Below are 16,551 nucleotides of genomic sequence, written 5' to 3'. Positions count from 1 at the left end.
TACTTGGCTGGTTTATTTATCTGAATAATCCAGCACTTCAATGGTGTGGTTGCCGTTGGTGAAGACGCAGATGTCGCCCGCAATCTTGAGGGACTTCTCGACAATGGTCCTGGCATCCAGCTCGGTGTTTTCCAGCAGCGCGATGGCGGCGGACTGGGCGAAGTTGCCGCCCGAGCCGATGGCGATGAGATCGTGCTCCGGCTGCACCACGTCACCGTTACCGGTGATGATGAAGGATTTGTGCTCGTCGGCGACGGCCAGCAGCGCTTCAAGGCGGCGCAGGGCGCGATCGGTGCGCCAATCTTTGGCCAGCGCCACGGCGGCGCGCTCCAGATTACCCTGATGGGCCTGCAGTTTTGCTTCGAAACGCTCGAGCAGAGTGAAGGCGTCGGCAGTACCGCCAGCGAAACCGGCCAGCACCTTGCCGTTATAGAGACGATGAACCTTGCGGGCGTTGCCCTTCATGACGGTGTTGCCAAGAGAAACCTGGCCATCGCCACCGATGACGACCTGACCGTTGCGGCGAACTGAAACTATGGTAGTCACTTTACTTACCTCGCTTGAGCCGAATGACGGCCTGACTGTGCATGGCAAGAAAGATGGGGATGGCACACCGGCTTTTCAACCCTGCCTTTGGTCGGGATAAACGGGGTAGCAAACAGCGTGGGTGCGAGTGGCACCAAAAGAACAGGGCCGGGTGTTGCCACCTGGCCCTGCGTCATCGGTAAGAGATTTACCCTTTCTTGGGAATGCAGCCGCTGATGCCGGAGCTCTGCAGCTTGCTGTTAGCCGCGTCGGCGGCAGCCTTGCCGTTGAAGGGGCCCACCATCACCTTGTAGACAGTGCCGTTGGCGCCATTGATCACCTGCAGGCTGGAAGAGAGACCGGCGGTGAAGGCGATACGTGCCTTGAGCGACTCTGCAGACTCCTGCGAGCGCAGGGCGGCGCACTGCATCATGTAGCGACCGCTATCGGCGGCTGCGGTCTTGGCAGGCGGGGTGGCCGCTTTGGCCTTGGCCGCTTCGGCCCGCTCCCGTTCCAGCTCGGCGCGGATCTCCCGCTCCATCCGTTCCCGCTCGGCCTTGCGGTCGATCACCTGCTCCTGCGCGCTGGCAACCGGCGCGCCGGAAGTGGGAGGCGTGGTCGCCGGATTGGGCAGATAGGGCTTGGGTTGGCCGACCGGTGTTCCCGGCTGGGGAATGTCGGTCGGTACCGGTTGCGGCAACTTTTCCGGCTGCAGCGTCATGGTATCTGCAGGCTGTGGTGGCAACACACCCGGCTGGGTGGGCGGCTCTATGATATCGACCTGCTTGTTCTCAAGCCGTTCGATATAGCTCCACTTCTCCTGAGGCAGCCCGTTATTCTGTGCTTTTGGCTTGTTGGCCTTCACCTGCTCCTCAATGGTGGGGGCGTCGTGGCCCTTGCCATTGATCATGTAGAGAAAGCCGCCAAAGCCCGCCAGCAGCGCTGCGACCAGCAGCACTGGAATAACAGGAAAGCGGCGAGGAGCCGCTTTCTTGGTATTGCGGCCACCCGCCCGACGTCGCGGGCGGCTGCCGACATAATCCCGGGTTGCCATCTATTACATGCGCTCCAGGGTATGGATGCCCAGTACGCCGAGGCCCAGTTTCAGCACCTTGGCGGTGGCGGCGCACAGCAGCAGACGGCTCTGACGGGTCGCTTCGTCCACGCCATCCTTGTTGATCGGGCAGGCTTCATAGAAGGTCATGAAGTTGCCGGACAACTCGTACAGGTAGGTACAGAGCAGGTGCGGCATGCCTTTGTCAGCAACGCCGTTGACCGCGTCGGAGAACTGGATCAGCTTCTGGGCCAGCACCTCTTCGGCCTCTTCGTTCAGGGTTACGTTGCCGGTCAGCGTCTCGGCATCGATGTTGGCCTTGCGGAAGATGGACTGGATACGGGTGTAGGCATACTGCAGGTAAGGAGCAGTGTTGCCTTCAAACGACAGCATCATGTCCCAGTCGAAGATGTAGTCGGTGGTACGGTTCTTGGAGAGATCCGCATACTTCACCGCGCCCATGGCGATGGCGTTGACCACGTTGGCCTTCTCTTCGGCAGAGAGGTCGCTGTTGCGGCTCTCCAGCAGCGCAGCGGCGCGCTCTTCGGCTTCATTCAGCAGATCAACCAGCTTGACGGTACCACCGGAGCGGGTCTTGTAGGGACGACCATCCTTGCCCAGCATCATGCCGAAGGCGTGGTGCTCGAGCGGTACGGATTCCGGTACATAGCCCGCTTTGCGGGTGATGGTCCAGGCCTGCATCAGGTGCTGGTGCTGACGGGAGTCGATGAAGTACATGACACGGTCGGCGCCCAGCGTCTCATAACGGTATTTGGCACAGGCGATGTCGGTGGTGGTGTAGAGGAAACCGCCATCGCTCTTCTGGATGATGACGCCCATGGCCTCGCCATCCTTGTTCTTGAACTCGTCCAGGAAGACCACGGTAGCGCCTTCGCTCTCGACCGCCAGCCCCTTGGCTTTCAGGTCGGCAACGATTTCCGGCAGCATGTCGTTGTACATGGACTCGCCCATGATGTCCTTGTTGGTCAGGGAGACATTCAGGCGGTCGTAGTTGATCTGGTTCTGTTCCATGGTCATGTCGACCAGCTTCTTCCACATGGTACGGCAGTACTCATCGCCACCTTGCAGTTTCACCACGTAGTTACGGGCACGCTCGGCGAAGGCTTCGTCTTCGTCGTAGCAACGCTTGGCCTGGGTGTAGAAGGCTTCCAGGTCCTTGAGCGCCATGTCGCTGGCATGCTCGTTGGACATCTTCTCCAGATAGGCGATCAACATGCCGAACTGGGTGCCCCAGTCGCCGATGTGGTTGGCACGGATAACTTTGTGGCCGAGGAACTCCAGCGCGCGCGCCGCTACATCACCGAGTACGGTGGAGCGGATGTGGTGCACGGCCATCTCTTTGGCCACGTTGGGGGCAGAGTAGTCCACCACCACGGTCTGCGGGGTCGGCAACTTCACGTTGGCGTTGGCAGAGGTCACCATAGCCTCGACCTGACCGGCCAGCCAGCGCTGGTCGAAGAAGAAGTTGATGAAGCCGGGACCGGCGATCTCGACCTTGGCGATCAGGTCGGAGGCGGGCAGGTGCTCGATAATGGCAGCTGCCAGCTCACGGGGATTCTTGCGGGCCGGTTTGGCCAGCAGCATGGCCAGGTTGGTAGCCAGGTCGCCGTGAGCTTTTTCCTTGCATCGGTCTACTTGCACGCGGGCTTCCAGGTCTGCCGGCAGGACGCCTGCTGACTTGAGATTGGCTACCGTTTGTTCAAGTAGATGATGAATATGCTCTTTCATAACTGACCACCAAGGTTGCGCGTCGAAAAATGACTGATATATAAGGGCGTGAATTTTACCCGCATCGGCCCGAGAAAACTATAGGGATGACCCGCCGCTCGCTGTCGGGCGGATATTTCACTGCTTTTGGCACCAATATCCGGAAGATTGACCGCGATATGGTGCTTATCCATTTCTACTGCATATCGAAGCGGCTTGTCCAGGCTATTTTCCCCTGATTGTTAAGGGTTTTTTCCTTTACCGATGACGGGAATGATCTCCTCCCTCTGGCCTGGCGTATCAACAGAGGTTCCCAACCGAGGAGTTTGCGATGCGACTGGCGCTGTTTCCCCTATCTGCTCACCTGCTGCCCGGTGGCGTCATGCCGCTGCGGATCTTTGAACCGAGATACCAGCGGATGATTGCCGAGGCGGGGGAGTCCGGTTTTGCCCTCTGCATGGTGGACCCGCGTCAGCCCGACGCCCTGCGCAATATGCTGCCCATCGCCACCCGGGTTAGCCTCATCGATTTCGACCGCTTGCCGGACGGCATGCTGGGGATCACGGTGCAGGGGATGGCGCGGGTGCAGATCGACGATTTGTGGCAAGAGCAGGACGGCCTGCGCATTGGCGAAGTCACCCCGCTGCCGGCTTGGCCGCCACACCGGCTTCATCCCGATCAGCAACCTTTGGTAGACGCGCTGCGGGAGGTGTTTGCCGACTATCCCGACTATGCAGCCCTCTATCCCGACCCACGCTGGGGCGATGGCAACTGGGTGGCCCAGCGCTGGCTGGAGGTGCTGCCCATTCCGGCTCAGCAGAAACAGCTGCTGCTGGCATCCACTGACAGTCAGCCTGCACTGACCCTGCTCAAGGGGGTGCTGGTGGCCAGCCACTGATTTTTCCTGACCCACTGATCCGCCAGTGGCGCAGGGCCGTACCAGTCATCACCACCGCACGCTTTACGGCACACCAAAGGGATGGCGCAATGGCATATACTGGCCAACTACAACCGACCAGACACAGGATCTCGCCCGTGATGGAGAACCCGGATGGCGACCTCAAATCTCTGCTGATCAGGGTGGCAGAGCAGGCCGACAAGGCCGCGTTTGCCCGCCTGTTCCAGCACTTCGCGCCGCGCATTCGCAGCTACGGCCTGCGCCACCTCGGTAGCGAAGCCAACGCCATGGAGCTGGTACAGGAGACCATGCTGCTGGTGTGGCAGAAGGCTCGCCTCTACCACCCCGAGAAGGGGGCGCCGACTACCTGGATCTATACCGTGATGCGCAATCAGTGTTTCGACATGTTGCGTCGTCGTCGCGCCAGCAAGGAGGATCTCTGTGCCGAGGAGCTGTGGCCGGTGCTGGAGTTTCAGGCCGAAGAGGAGCACCTGAGCGGGGGGGAAGATGCTGTGCTGACCCGTCAGATGGCCCACTATCTGGGCACCCTGCCGGAGCCGCAACAGCAGGTGGTGCGTGGCATCTATCTGCAGGAGTTCTCCCAGCAGGAGCTGGCGGAGCGCCTTGGCGTGCCGCTCGGTACCATCAAGTCCCGCCGCAGACTGGCGCTACAGAAATTGAAAGAGCAAGTGGAGCAAGGCCATGATTAAAGCCCATCCGACCGACCCTATGCTGCGCGCCTTCGCCGCCGACGAGCTTCCTCTGCCGCTGGCGGTGGGGCTCTCCGCCCACTGTGAACTCTGCCCTGATTGCGCTGCCCGGCTGAAAACATTCGAAGAGGAGCTGGCGCAGCAATATCTTGCTTCACCAGCAGAGCCTGAGTTGACCCCCTCCGATGAAGTGGTGCTGGACGCCGGATTTGACGCCATGCTGGCGGAGATTCTGGCTAAGCCGCTGTCCGAGCCAACACATGACCAGCCCCGAGCCCAGCACGGCGAGCTGGAGGTGGCCGGTCATACCTACCGTTTGCCGCGGGCGCTGGCCCGCTACCGCTCGCCCAAGTGGCGCCATATCGGGGCCATTCGTCAGCAGAGTCTGCCGCTGGACGAGATGGGGGCGCGTGCCAGCCTGCTCCATATTGAGGCGGGCGGTCGCATCCCCGAACACACTCATCAGGGCTATGAGCTGACCCTGCTACTGGCGGGCAATATTCAGGATGGCGACACCCTCTATCAGGCCGGGGATTTTATCTGGCGCGATGCCAGCCATGCCCACAGCCCGTGCACGCCGGATGGCTGCCTCTGCTACACGGTGCAGGATGCGCCGGTGCAGTTCACCAAGGGGCTGTCGCGGCTGCTTAACGGCATCAGCCAGCACCTTTACTAAGGGGCGCCGAAAAACCAAAAAGGGACCTTGCGGTCCCTTTTTTCATGCCGGAGTTCGTCAGGCGACGAACAGCAGATAGACGGCAAACGCCACGATAAAGCGGTAGATGGCGAACGGGATGAAGTCGAGGCGACGGATCAGCGCCAGGAAGCTCTTGATGGCGACCATGGCGACCACGAAGGCGGTGATAAAGCCCACCGCAAACATCGGGAAGTCGGCCATGGAGAGGACGTCGCGGCTCTTGTAGAGATCCAGCGTACTGGCCGCCATCATCATGGGCACCGCCATGATGAAGGAGAACTCGGCCGCTGCATGGCGGCTGATCCCCATCAGCATGCCGCCGCTGATGGTGGCGCCTGAGCGTGAGAAGCCGGGCCACAGTGCCAGACACTGGAACAGGCCGATACCGAATGCCTGCTTGTAGCTGATGTCATCCAGGGTTTCGGAGCGAACCGCCGGGCGGAACTTCTCGGCGATGATCAGCAGGATACCGCCCGCAACCAGCGCATACATCACGGTTTGCGGGCCAAACAGGTTGGCCTTGATCCAGCTGTGGATGGCCAGACCGACCACGATGGCGGGCATCATGCCGAGGATGACGTGGATCAGCGACAGAGTGGCGTGGCCCGGTTCCGGCTTCTGGCCGAAGTGGATGCCAATCAAACCAAACAGGCGGCGCCAGAAGACGGCAACCACCGCGAGAATCGAGCCAAGCTGGATCACCACTTCGAAGGTGGCGGCCTTGGGCCCTTCAAAGCCCAGCAGATGGCCGACGATGATCATGTGGCCGGTGGAGGAGACGGGGAGGAACTCGGTCAGCCCCTCGACGACGCCCAGAATAAAGGCGACCAGCAGGCTATAGGTGTCAGTCATCGAACAGAATCCTTGCTACGTTGATGCAAAAACGCCCCGGAAGGGTCTCGGGGCGGCTTATCTTGCTCGAATGTGGCTGGCGCTGCTACGGAAAAATTGTGAAACCTTTAAGTCAGTCGCGGATAAAGCGGTAGCGAGTCTGGTGGTGATAGCGCTCGCCCGGCACCAGCCAGGGGTTGCCCAGTTCGGGTCGGTTCGGGCTATCGGGCAGTTGTTGTGCTTCCAGACAGAAGCCGTCGTGATCCCGATGCGCCAGACCCTGGCGATTCGGGGTGTTGGCCAGCCAGTTGCCGGTGTAGAGCTGCAGCGAGGGCTGGTTGGTGTAGACCTCCATCGCCAACTGTCTGTCACCTGACACCACGCGAGCTGCCCACTTCTGCTCCGGTCCATTGAGTACAAAGGCGTGATCGTATCCCTTGGCCTGTTGCTGCTGGGGATGGCTCAACCAATCCTGGCCAATCAGGCGCTCTTGGCGCAGATCGAACGGCCCCTCCACCGGGGTGATGGCGATCGGCAAACCGCTCGGGTCGGTAGGCAGGAAATGGTTGGCGTTAAGGCTGATGAGATGGTCACGCACATCGCCGCCGTCCGGGTTGTCATCGAGATTGAAGTAGGCGTGACTGGTGAGGCTGACCGGCGTTGCTGCATCTGTGCTGGCGACGAAATCCACCACCAGATCGCTCTGCTCCAGCCGGTACTCCAGGGTTACCCGCAGATTGCCGGGAAAGCCCTGATCACCCGCTCGGGAGAGCAGCGCCAGCTTGACCCGATCCGCCTCCAGCTCCTTGATCTGCCACTGTTGGCGATGAAAGCCCGTCTGCCCGCCATGCAGGCAGTTGGGGGCCTGATTGGCATCCAGCGGCCAGCGCTCGCCATCGCGCACCAACTCGGCACCGCCGATGCGGTTGGCAAAACGCCCGGCCACCGCGCCCAGCCACACCTGTTGGGCGGGATAGGCCTCGTCGGCGCAGCCCAGCAGCACTTCACGCCGTTTGCCCGCCACCGGCAGGGTGAGGGAGGTGAGGGTGGCACCGAAGTCGAGGCCGCGCAGGCGCAGCCCCTCCTCGTTTTCCAGCTCGAATGGCGTCATGGCGCTGCTCATAGCTTGCCTGCACCGGCGCGGGCAGAGCAGACGTAGCAGTCGGCCTTGAGGCCGAAGCGGGTCGGATACTCGGCTTCAACTGCGGCGATCACCTCGGCCACCTTCTCGGGTCGCAGCAGGGCGACCACGCAGCCGCCGAAGCCGCCGCCAGTCATCCGCACGCCGCCTTCGGTGCCGATCCTGGCCTTGATGATCTCCACCAGACCGTCGATGGCGGGCACAGTGATTTCGAAGTCATCGCGCATGGCAGCGTGTGAATCCGCCATCAGCTCGCCGAGACGAACCAGATCCCCTTGCGCCAGCGCGTCGGCTGCCGCCAGGGTGCGGGTGTTGTCACCTACCACGTGGCGGGCACGGCGGTAGCAGACCTCATCCAGCCCGGTCTTGCCTGCTTCCAGTGCCGCCAGATCGAGATCGCGCAGCGCCTTGACCCCGTAGTGACGGGCGGCCGCTTCGCACTGCTGGCGGCGGGTGTTGTATTCGCTGTCCACCAGACCGCGGCGCACGTTGGAGTTGACGATCAGCACCGCCAGATCCGTGGGCATGGGGATGAGGCGGGTCTCCAGCGAGCGGCAGTCGAGCAGCAGGGCGTGATCGGTTTTGCCGCTGGCAGAGATCATCTGGTCCATGATGCCGCAGTTGCAGCCGACGAACTTGTTCTCCGCCTGCTGACCGTTGAGGGCGATCTCAGCCTGGCTGATGTTGAGCCCCAGTGCCTCTTTAAAGGCCTGACCGATGGCCACTTCCAGCGAGGCGGAGGAGGAGAGACCCGCACCCTGTGGCACGTTGCCAGAGACCACCAGATCGAGGCCGCGCAGGGCATGGCCGCGCTCTTGCAGATATTTCACCACGCCGCGGATGTAGTCGCTCCAGCGCTGGCTGGGGTGATGTTCGATGGGCTGGCCAAGGTCGAACTGGTCGCGCTGGTTGTCGTAGTCGGCGGCGATCACCTGCACTTGCTGGTCATCGCGCAGCCCGATAGCAACGCAGGTCTCGTAGTCGATGGCGCAGGGCAGCACGAAGCCATCGTTGTAGTCGGTATGTTCACCGATGAGGTTGACGCGGCCGGGGGCGCGCACCAGCAGGTCGGGCGTCTTGGCAAACTGTTCGGCAAAAACGGCGCTGACGCGTTGGCTCGGGGTCATAGGGTCTCCTCATTGGCTTGGTTGAAGTGAATGGGGCTCAGGGCACGCAGCCGCTCGGCGGCCTGCTCCGGAGTAAGGTCGCGCTGGGTCTCTGCCAGCATCTCGAAGCCGACCATGAATTTGCGCACCGTGGCGGAGCGCAGCAGGGGCGGATAGAAGTGGGCATGCAGCTGCCACGCTTCGGGGCACTCCGATTTGGGCGGCGCAAAGTGCCAGCCCATGGAGTAGGGGAAGCTGCATTCGAACAGGTTGTCGTAGCGGCTGGTGAGCTCCTTCAGCGCCACCGCCAGATCCTGTTGCTGGGCCTTGGTCAGGTTGAGCATGGAGGGCACGTGTGCCTTGGGCAGCAGCAGGGTTTCGAACGGCCAGGCGGCCCAGAAGGGGACCACGGCGAGCCAGTGCTCGGTCTCTACCACGATGCGCGAGCGATCTGCCAGCTCCCGCTCCACATACTCCAGCAGCATGGGGCGGCCATGCTCGGCCAGCCAGTCGTGCTGGTGCTGCTCTTCACGGGCGATCTCGTTGGGCAGGAAGTCGCTGCCCCAGATCTGGCCGTGAGGGTGCGGGTTGGAGCAGCCCATGACAGCCCCTTTGTTTTCAAATACCTGCACCCACTCCCACTGGCTGGACAACTCGGCGACCTGATCCATCCAGGTGGTGATCACCCCCTCGATGGCGGGCAGCGGCAGCTCGGGCAGGGTCTTGCCGTGATCCGGCGAGAAGCAGATCACCCGGCTGGTGCCACGGGCAGCTTCCAGCTTCAGCAGGGGATCGCTGGCCTTATCGGCGGCCGGGGTATCCTGCATCAGAGCAGCGAAGTCGTTGGTAAAGACGAAGGTGCCCTGATAGTCGGGGTTGATGTCACCGGTGACCCGGGTGTTGCCGGCGCAGAGGAAGCAGTCGGGATCGTGGGCCTGTTTGGGGGCCTGGCTTACCTTCTCCACTTGCCCCTGCCAGGGGCGTTTGGCCCGGTGGGGAGAGACCAGCACATACTGGCCGGTCAGCGGGTTAAAGCGGCGATGGGGATGATCAACGGGGTTAAACATCATCTCTCCTGAATTAAGATATGGAACACTAAAGTCGTTTATTAACGGGGAGCAGGAAGACCTACTCCTCGTAACCGTTCGGGTTGGCGGATTGCCAGCGCCAGCTGTCGGCGCACATGGCGTCGATGTCCCGGGTCGCTTGCCAGCCCAGTTCGCGCTCTGCCTTGGCCGGATCGGCCCAGCAGGCGGCGATATCGCCGGGACGGCGCGGTTCGATGCGAAACGGCAGCGGCTTGCCACAGGCGGCGGAGAAGGCGGCGACCAGCTGCAACACGCTCTGGCCCTGGCCAGTGCCCAGGTTGTAGGTGTGCACGCCACCCTTGCTGGCACAGTGTTGCAGCGCCTTGACGTGTCCTTCGGCGAGATCCATCACGTGGATGTAGTCGCGTACGCCGGTGCCATCTACAGTTGGGTAATCGTTTCCAAAGACCGAGAGACAGTCGCGACGGCCGATGGCGACCTGGGTGATATAGGGCATCAGATTGTTGGGAATGCCTTGGGGATCTTCCCCCATGGTGCCCGACTCGTGGGCGCCGACCGGGTTGAAGTAGCGCAGCAGGGTCATGCTCCAGTGCGGCTCGGCGAGCTGCAGATCCTCGAGGATCTCCTCGATGATCAGCTTGGATCGGCCGTAGGGGTTGGTAGCGCTGCGGGGGAAATCCTCGCGGATTGGCAGGCTGGCCGGATCACCGTAGACGGTGGCCGAGGAGCTGAACACCAGATTGTGTACTCCGGCCCGCTTCATTGCCTGCAGCAAGGTGAGGGTGCCGCTCAGGTTATTCTCGTAGTAATCCAGTGGTATGCGGGTCGACTCGCCGACTGCCTTGAGGGCGGCAAAGTGGATCACTGCATCGATCTGCTGCTCGGCGAAGATCCTGTCCAGCAGGGAGGCATCGCGAATATCCCCTTGATAGAACACGGGTTGTTGGCCGCTGATCGCGGCGACTCGTGCCAGCACGCTGCGCTTGCTGTTGCAGAGGTTGTCGACCACGACCGGGGTCATGCCTGCGGCTTGCAGGGCCAGAGAGGTGTGGCTGCCGATATATCCGCAGCCGCCGGTAACCAGAACCTTCATCTTGCTCTCCACTGAAAAAGTGTCTGGGAGGAGTCTAGCCGAGGGGGGGGATCACAAACTGTGAGCTTGCTTGCAAAACCGTGTAAACGATTACACTGTTTTTTGTGGGCACCAATACCGCAGATCCTCGCTTCATCACTGTTTTCAATAGGTTTGCTGGGTATAATGACGACACTATTGCACAGTGAAATAAGTGAAAACAGCATGAGTACCATCAAGGATGTCGCCCGTTTGGCCAATGTATCGGTGGCAACGGTTTCACGGGTGATGAACAACTCACCCAAGGCCAGTGCGGCTTCTCGCGAGGCGGTCAAAAAAGCCATGGCCGAGCTGGGCTACACCCCCAATGCCAACGCGCGAGCACTGGTGAACCAGACCTGCGATACCATGGGTGTCGTGGTGGGTGACGTGGCCGATCCCTTCTTCGGTTCCATGGTGAAGGGGGTCTGTGATGTTGCTGTTGAGCAAAATCTGCATTTGCTGATGGGTAACGGTTTTCACAAGGCGCGCCAGGAGCGTGAAGCGATCGAGCTGTTGATCGGCAAGCGCTGTGAGGCGCTGGTGGTGCACAGCAAGGCACTCAGTGACGAAGAGTTGATCGATTATGCGCAGCGGGTGCCTGGTATGGTACTGATCAACCGCGACATTCCTGCTCTCAAGGGGCGCTGCATCGCCCTCAACAACCGGCTGGGTGCCGCCACGGCGACCCGCCATCTCATAGACCTGGGCCACCGCCACATCGCCTTTATCAGCTCGGATCACGCTATCGAGGATGCGACCTCCCGGCTGCAGGGCTATCAGGACGGATTGAAGGAGGCGGGTTTGGCCGTCGACCAGGAGCTTATCGAGAGCGGTACGCCGAACGAGGAGGGGGGGGAGCGCGCCATGCTCAACCTGTTAGCCAAGGGGCTCAAGGTAACCGCGGTCGTGGCATATAACGACGCCATGGCAGCCGGTGCCATCTCGGTACTGGCGGACAATGGCCTGCGGGTGCCGGAGGAGGTCTCGGTGGTGGGCTTTGACGACATCATCTATGCCAGATATCTGCGACCCAAGCTATCGACCATGCGCTACCCCATCGAATTGATGGCTGGCCAGGCTGCCAAGCTGGCTCTGCTGCTGGCTGCAGGGGAGAGTGAGGCGACTCAGAGCCGGATCTATACCCCAACCCTGATCAATCGCCACTCGGTGGCACCGGTACGCGCTGGATAGGAGCAGTTTGCAGCCTGTTTTCTGGCTCATTATTGTTTTACTTATTTTTAATGGTTTTTACTCCGTTTTACTTAACAAAAATGGTGTAATCGTTTACATCTGTGTGAGCGAGATCGCCGATCCCTCGGCCACACTTCTCTAGACTGGCATACGTTTTCCAGTCATCAGGGAGAAGGGAATGCTCAGGGAGATAGTGGCGCGTCAGGATTGGCAGACCCAGGCGATTACTTCGGTCAATCGGCTGGCGGCTCATACCCCCATGTTCAGCTGGCGTAGCGAAACGGATGCCAGGGATGATCTCATCTCTCCTTCCCGGTGTTCGCTGGATGGCGAGTGGCGGTTCTCCTTCTTTGCCGCTCCCGAACAGGTACCCGAGGGTTGGCTGGCGCAGGATCTGGCGGATGCCTGCCCCATCACGGTGCCGGGCAACTGGCAGCTGGATGCCGCCTATCCGGCGACTCGGCCGCTCACCGATGGCCCCATCTACACCAATATCAAATACCCCTTTCCCTGCGATCCACCGCGGGTACCGGCAGAGAATCCCACCGGTTGCTACTCCCGCGAGTTTGAATTGCCTGCCGAGTGGCTGGCCAGCGGCCAGAGCCGGATCATCTTTGACGGGGTGAGTAGTGCCTTCCACCTCTTCTGCAACGGCCGCTGGGTTGGCTACTCCCAAGACAGCCGATTGCCCGCCGAATTCGATCTGACCCCATATCTGCACGCCGGTCGCAACCGGCTCGCGGTGCTGGTGCTGCGCTGGTCCGATGGCTCCTATCTGGAAGATCAGGATATGTGGTGGCTGTCGGGGATCTTCCGTTCCGTTAGCCTGTTGCACAAACCGGCCCGTCATCTGATGGATATCCGGGTCACCCCCGAGCTGGACGCCTGCTATCGGGATGGCCGCCTCAAGATCGCGCTGCAGGCGGTCAATGCGGCTGGCCTCTCGGTGGAAGCCAATCTCTATGACGGTGGCGAGCGGGTCGAGACCCTGCGCCAGCGGATCGGCACGCAAACTATTGACGAAAAAGGGGCTTATGACGATCGCGCCGACCTGTGGCTCGACGTGGCTGCGCCGCGCAAGTGGAGCGCCGAGACACCTCATCTCTATCGCCTGACCCTGACCTTGCTGGACGAGCAGGGCCAAGCCATCGAGAGCGAGGCGTGTGATGTGGGCTTTCGGGTGGTGGCGATCCGTGGCGGCCTGCTGAGGGTCAACGGTCAGCCGCTGCTTATTCGCGGTGCCAACCGTCACGAGCATCACCCCGCCAAGGGGTATGCCATCGATCGCGCCACTATGGAGCGGGATCTGCTGCTGATGAAGCGGCACAACTTCAACGCGGTGCGCTGCTCCCACTACCCCAACCACCCTGACTTCTATCGCCTGTGCGATCGGCTCGGCCTCTATGTGGTGGACGAGGCGAATCTGGAGACTCACGGCATGACCCCCATGGGGCGGCTGGCGCGTGATCCTGCCTGGAGCAACGCCTTTCTGGAGCGGGCGACCCGCATGCTGGCGCGGGATTTCAACCACCCCTCGATCATCATCTGGTCGCTGGGCAACGAGTCGGGTTACGGCCCGGCCCACGATGCCATGTATGGCTGGATCAAGCGCAGCGACCCCAGTCGTCCGGTGCAGTACGAAGGGGGAGGGGCCGATACCCCGGCCACCGACATCATCTGCCCCATGTATGCCAGAACCCATCAGGATCAACCCTTCCCGGTGGTGCCCAAGTGGGCGCTGGCCAAGTGGATCGGCCTGCCCGGCGAGCACCGGCCGCTGATCCTCTGCGAATATGCCCACGCCATGGGCAACAGTCTGGGGGGCTACGCCCACTACTGGCAGGCGTTTCGCGATCATCCACGTTTGCAAGGCGGGTTTGTCTGGGATTGGGTCGATCAGGGGCTCGACAAATACACTGCCGATGGCCGTCACTACTGGGGCTATGGCGGCGATTTTGGCGATCTGCAAAACGATCGCCAGTTCTGCTGCAATGGCCTGCTGTTCCCGGATCGCACCCCCCATCCCGCCCTGTGCGAGGCGAAGCGTGCCCAGCAGCCGTTCCGCTTCACTCTGCTTGAACACTCTCCGCTGCGGGTGCGGATCGAGAGCGAATACCTGTTTCGGGAAACCGATAACGAGCGGCTTGACTGGCAGCTGTGCGAGAACGGCCATGTGCTGCAGCAGGGGGAAATCTCCCTTGAGCTGGCGCCGCAAGGGGCGGTCGAGTTGACCCTGACCGAGATGCTGCCCGCCTTTGCGGCAGGTTCACTGGCTTGGCTCGATCTGGCCATCGTTCAGCCACAGGCCACTCTTTGGTCGGAGCCGTTGCACAAGGTCGCCCGTCAGCAATTCACCCTGCCTACCCCCCTTGCGCTGCCTGCTCCCGCAGATGCAGCCACCCTGACGGAGCAGCCGGATTGCTGGCGGGTCACTGCCGCAAATAGTCAGTGGTGGCTCGACAAGCAGAGCGGGCGCATCACCAGCTGGCAAAAATCGGGGCAGGAGCAGTTGCTGGCGCCGATCATGGATCACTTCTACCGGGCGCCGCTCGACAACGATATCGGCACCAGCGAGGCGGATCACGCTGACCCCAACTCCTGGATTGCCCGCTGGCAGGCGTGCGGCCTAGGGCAGTGGCAGCACCGCTGTCTGGCTGTGGCGCTGGCCGGCAGCGAGCTGCGGGTGACTCACGGCTATTTCCATCAGGATCAATTGCAACTGCTGAGCCATTGGCATCACAGCTTTGCTGACGATGGCACCATGAGTCTCGAGATTGAGTGCGAACTGGCGGCTACGCTCCCCTCGCTACCACGGATCGGTCTGCTGCTCCATCTGGCCGAGGTACCGGCACGGGCCGAATGGCTGGGTCGTGGACCGCACGAAAACTATCCGGATCGCCTGCTGGGTGCCGATCTGGGTCGCTGGAGCCTGCCGCTGGAGGCCATGCACACTCCTTATGTGTTCCCGACCGACAACGGCTTGCGCTGCGATACCCGCCAGCTGCAGCTGGGTAGCTCAACGATGAGCGGCGCTTTCCATTTCAGCGTTAGCCGCTTCAGCCAGCAGCAGCTCGCTGCCGCGCGTCACCAGAGCGATCTGGTGGCCGAAGAGGGGCTGTGGGTCTGTCTCGATGGTGCCCATATGGGGGTGGGTGGCGATGACTCCTGGAGCCAGAGTGTGCGTCCCGAGTATCAGCTGACCGCCCGTTGCTACCGCTGGCGCTGCACCCTTGGTTGAGCTCTTTGACAACAGCCTGTTAGCGACTAGCCTCAATGCTGCGGAATAGATTGAGTCCAAAAATCAACGCTTGCATTTATGCTTTTGAAAAATAAGAAAAAGATTCAATGTAACAGAGTGTAAACGTTTTCATTTTGTAGTCATGATCACAGAAGAAATGACAACAAACTGATTACATTAATCGGCGCTTGCTCAATAGCTCGCCACCCTACAACACAGATAGATACATCGGAGCACACACAATGAAAAAAATGACGACCGTTGCTGCCCTGCTGCTGGGCCTGATGGCTGGCGCCACTGCTGCCCACGCTGAAACCCGCATCGGGGTGACCGTCTACAAATATGACGACAACTTCATGGCGGTGGTGCGCAAGGCGATCGAGAAGGAGGCGACTGCCAACCCCGGGGTTGAGTTGCTGATGAACGACTCCCAGAACGACCAGTCCAAGCAGAACGACCAGATCGACGTGCTGCTGGCCAAGGGGGTGAAGGCGCTGGCCATCAACCTGGTTGACCCGGCTGCCGCCCCAGTGGTGATTGAGAAGGCCCGTGGCGAAGATATCCCGGTAGTCTTCTACAACAAGGAGCCGAGTGCCGCCGATCTGGCCAGCTATGACAAGGCTTACTACGTGGGTACCGACTCCAAGGAGTCAGGCATCATCCAGGGTCACCTGATTGCCAAACACTGGAAAGCCAATCCGGCCTGGGATCTGAACAAGGATGGCGTCATCCAGTTCGTGCTGCTGAAAGGGGAGCCGGGCCACCCGGATGCCGAGGCCCGTACCACCTATGTCATCAAGACCCTGAACGATGAGGGTATCAAGACCCAGCAGTTGCACATGGATACCGGTATGTGGGATACCGCCATGGCCAAGGACAAGATGGACGCCTGGATCTCCGGCCCCAACGCCAACAAGATCGAAGTGGTCATCGCCAACAACGACGGCATGGCGATGGGCGCTGTCGAGTCGCTGAAAGCGCAGGGCAAGACTGCCATTCCGGTATTCGGTGTGGATGCGCTGCCTGAAGCGCTGGCGCTGGTGAAGAGTGGTGCCATGGCCGGTACTGTGCTGAACGATGCGGCCAACCAGGCCAAGGCGACCTACGAGCTGACCAAGAACCTGGCTGAAGGCAAAGCGGCCGGTGAAGGCACCAAGTGGAATATCGTCAACAAGGTCGTGCGTGTTCCCTACGTCGGCGTAGATAAAGACAACCTGTCTCAATTCGAATAATTCCCTCCTCCAGGGCAAGGGAGATCCCCTTGCCCTT

The 16,551-nt window shown here is 61.1% G+C and carries 15 protein-coding genes; 6 read left to right on the top strand and 9 right to left on the bottom strand.

Features of this window, described 5'->3' with window-relative positions; genetic code table 11:
* Positions 1-12 precede the first annotated feature (12 nt).
* The 4 genes from hslV to ACE1BR_RS20370 form a co-directional block, all read right to left on the bottom strand.
* Entirely contained in the window at positions 13-546 is a 534-nt protein-coding gene (gene hslV / locus ACE1BR_RS20385) for an ATP-dependent protease subunit HslV (RefSeq protein ID WP_184236925.1), read from the bottom strand.
* A 187-nt stretch (positions 547-733) separates the two neighbouring features.
* Positions 734-1,579 (bottom strand): SPOR domain-containing protein, encoded by an 846-nt coding sequence (locus ACE1BR_RS20380; protein ID WP_374873500.1) that lies wholly within the window; start codon positions 1,577-1,579, stop codon positions 734-736.
* 3 nt (positions 1,580-1,582) lie between these two features.
* Positions 1,583-3,328 carry an arginine--tRNA ligase gene (gene argS / locus ACE1BR_RS20375; protein ID WP_042059472.1) on the bottom strand — a complete coding sequence of 582 codons (1,746 nt, stop codon included), beginning with the start codon at positions 3,326-3,328 and terminating at the stop codon, positions 1,583-1,585.
* Positions 3,325-3,501, bottom strand: a complete 177-nt coding sequence (locus ACE1BR_RS20370; protein WP_374873498.1) for a hypothetical protein — start codon at positions 3,499-3,501, stop codon at positions 3,325-3,327. The genes argS and ACE1BR_RS20370 overlap by 4 nt, the downstream gene beginning before the upstream one ends.
* 137 nt (positions 3,502-3,638) lie before the next feature.
* Between ACE1BR_RS20370 and ACE1BR_RS20365 the strand changes: the two genes are divergently transcribed.
* The 3 genes from ACE1BR_RS20365 to ACE1BR_RS20355 all read left to right on the top strand — a co-directional run bounded on the left by ACE1BR_RS20365 (position 3,639) and on the right by ACE1BR_RS20355 (position 5,591).
* Entirely contained in the window at positions 3,639-4,205 is a 567-nt protein-coding gene (locus ACE1BR_RS20365; protein WP_374873496.1) for an LON peptidase substrate-binding domain-containing protein, read from the top strand.
* Positions 4,206-4,345: 140 nt separating this feature from the next.
* Positions 4,346-4,915 (top strand): sigma-70 family RNA polymerase sigma factor, encoded by a 570-nt coding sequence (locus tag ACE1BR_RS20360; protein WP_374873575.1) that lies wholly within the window; start codon positions 4,346-4,348, stop codon positions 4,913-4,915.
* Positions 4,908-5,591, top strand: coding sequence for a ChrR family anti-sigma-E factor (locus ACE1BR_RS20355; protein WP_374873494.1), 684 nt, complete (start codon positions 4,908-4,910; stop codon positions 5,589-5,591). The genes ACE1BR_RS20360 and ACE1BR_RS20355 overlap by 8 nt, the downstream gene beginning before the upstream one ends.
* A gap of 57 nt (positions 5,592-5,648) precedes the next feature.
* On the opposite strand, the gene bacA is transcribed toward ACE1BR_RS20355, so the two are convergent.
* From bacA to galE, 5 genes are all read right to left on the bottom strand, one after another.
* Complete coding sequence (gene bacA, locus ACE1BR_RS20350; protein WP_374873492.1) at positions 5,649-6,464, bottom strand: undecaprenyl-diphosphate phosphatase; 816 nt, start codon at positions 6,462-6,464, stop codon at positions 5,649-5,651.
* Between the two features lie 112 nt (positions 6,465-6,576).
* Entirely contained in the window at positions 6,577-7,566 is a 990-nt protein-coding gene (gene galM, locus ACE1BR_RS20345; RefSeq protein ID WP_374873490.1) for a galactose-1-epimerase, read from the bottom strand.
* Positions 7,563-8,711, bottom strand: a complete 1,149-nt coding sequence (gene galK / locus ACE1BR_RS20340) for a galactokinase (RefSeq protein WP_374873488.1) — start codon at positions 8,709-8,711, stop codon at positions 7,563-7,565. Before galK ends, galM begins: the two co-directional genes overlap by 4 nt.
* On the bottom strand, positions 8,708-9,757 hold the full coding sequence (locus ACE1BR_RS20335; RefSeq protein WP_374873486.1) for a UDP-glucose--hexose-1-phosphate uridylyltransferase: 1,050 nt from the start codon (positions 9,755-9,757) through the stop codon (positions 8,708-8,710). Before ACE1BR_RS20335 ends, galK begins: the two co-directional genes overlap by 4 nt.
* A 61-nt stretch (positions 9,758-9,818) precedes the next feature.
* The gene (gene galE, locus ACE1BR_RS20330) at positions 9,819-10,832 is read right to left on the bottom strand and encodes a UDP-glucose 4-epimerase GalE (protein ID WP_374873484.1); all 1,014 of its coding nucleotides are present in this window, start codon (positions 10,830-10,832) and stop codon (positions 9,819-9,821) included.
* Between the two features lie 204 nt (positions 10,833-11,036).
* Here galE and ACE1BR_RS20325 point away from each other — a divergent pair, with 204 nt between their 5' ends.
* The 3 genes from ACE1BR_RS20325 (at position 11,037) to mglB (ending at position 16,514) form a co-directional block, all read left to right on the top strand.
* Complete coding sequence (locus ACE1BR_RS20325; protein ID WP_374873482.1) at positions 11,037-12,044, top strand: substrate-binding domain-containing protein; 1,008 nt, start codon at positions 11,037-11,039, stop codon at positions 12,042-12,044.
* Between the two features lie 178 nt (positions 12,045-12,222).
* On the top strand, positions 12,223-15,282 hold the full coding sequence (locus ACE1BR_RS20320; protein WP_374873480.1) for a beta-galactosidase: 3,060 nt from the start codon (positions 12,223-12,225) through the stop codon (positions 15,280-15,282).
* 242 nt (positions 15,283-15,524) lie between these two features.
* Positions 15,525-16,514: a galactose/glucose ABC transporter substrate-binding protein MglB gene (gene mglB / locus ACE1BR_RS20315; RefSeq protein WP_374873478.1), complete on the top strand. Its 990-nt coding sequence runs from the start codon at positions 15,525-15,527 to the stop codon at positions 16,512-16,514.
* Positions 16,515-16,551 lie beyond the last annotated feature (37 nt).

Origin of the sequence: Aeromonas sp. MdU4, from assembly GCF_041929505.1 — a bacterium.
GTDB lineage: Bacteria > Pseudomonadota > Gammaproteobacteria > Enterobacterales > Aeromonadaceae > Aeromonas.
Note: the sequence above shows the minus strand (reverse complement) of the source record. Positions and strands in the feature narration are given on the sequence as shown.

Bases quoted from the DNA above. Each gene is read 5' to 3' on its own strand.
- ACE1BR_RS20380 (WP_374873500.1), bottom strand. From the start codon at position 1,579: ATGGCAACCCGGGATTATGTCGGCAGCCGCCCGCGACGTCGGGCGGGT.
- ACE1BR_RS20360 (WP_374873575.1), top strand. From the start codon at position 4,346: ATGGAGAACCCGGATGGCGACCTCAAATCTCTGCTGATCAGGGTGGCA.
- argS (WP_042059472.1), bottom strand. From the start codon at position 3,328: ATGAAAGAGCATATTCATCATCTACTTGAACAAACGGTAGCCAATCTC.
- galE (WP_374873484.1), bottom strand. From the start codon at position 10,832: ATGAAGGTTCTGGTTACCGGCGGCTGCGGATATATCGGCAGCCACACC.
- ACE1BR_RS20335 (WP_374873486.1), bottom strand. From the start codon at position 9,757: ATGTTTAACCCCGTTGATCATCCCCATCGCCGCTTTAACCCGCTGACC.
- ACE1BR_RS20355 (WP_374873494.1), top strand. From the start codon at position 4,908: ATGATTAAAGCCCATCCGACCGACCCTATGCTGCGCGCCTTCGCCGCC.
- mglB (WP_374873478.1), top strand. From the start codon at position 15,525: ATGAAAAAAATGACGACCGTTGCTGCCCTGCTGCTGGGCCTGATGGCT.
- ACE1BR_RS20325 (WP_374873482.1), top strand. From the start codon at position 11,037: ATGAGTACCATCAAGGATGTCGCCCGTTTGGCCAATGTATCGGTGGCA.
- galK (WP_374873488.1), bottom strand. From the start codon at position 8,711: ATGACCCCGAGCCAACGCGTCAGCGCCGTTTTTGCCGAACAGTTTGCC.
- ACE1BR_RS20370 (WP_374873498.1), bottom strand. From the start codon at position 3,501: ATGGATAAGCACCATATCGCGGTCAATCTTCCGGATATTGGTGCCAAA.
- bacA (WP_374873492.1), bottom strand. From the start codon at position 6,464: ATGACTGACACCTATAGCCTGCTGGTCGCCTTTATTCTGGGCGTCGTC.
- galM (WP_374873490.1), bottom strand. From the start codon at position 7,566: ATGAGCAGCGCCATGACGCCATTCGAGCTGGAAAACGAGGAGGGGCTG.
- ACE1BR_RS20320 (WP_374873480.1), top strand. From the start codon at position 12,223: ATGCTCAGGGAGATAGTGGCGCGTCAGGATTGGCAGACCCAGGCGATT.
- ACE1BR_RS20365 (WP_374873496.1), top strand. From the start codon at position 3,639: ATGCGACTGGCGCTGTTTCCCCTATCTGCTCACCTGCTGCCCGGTGGC.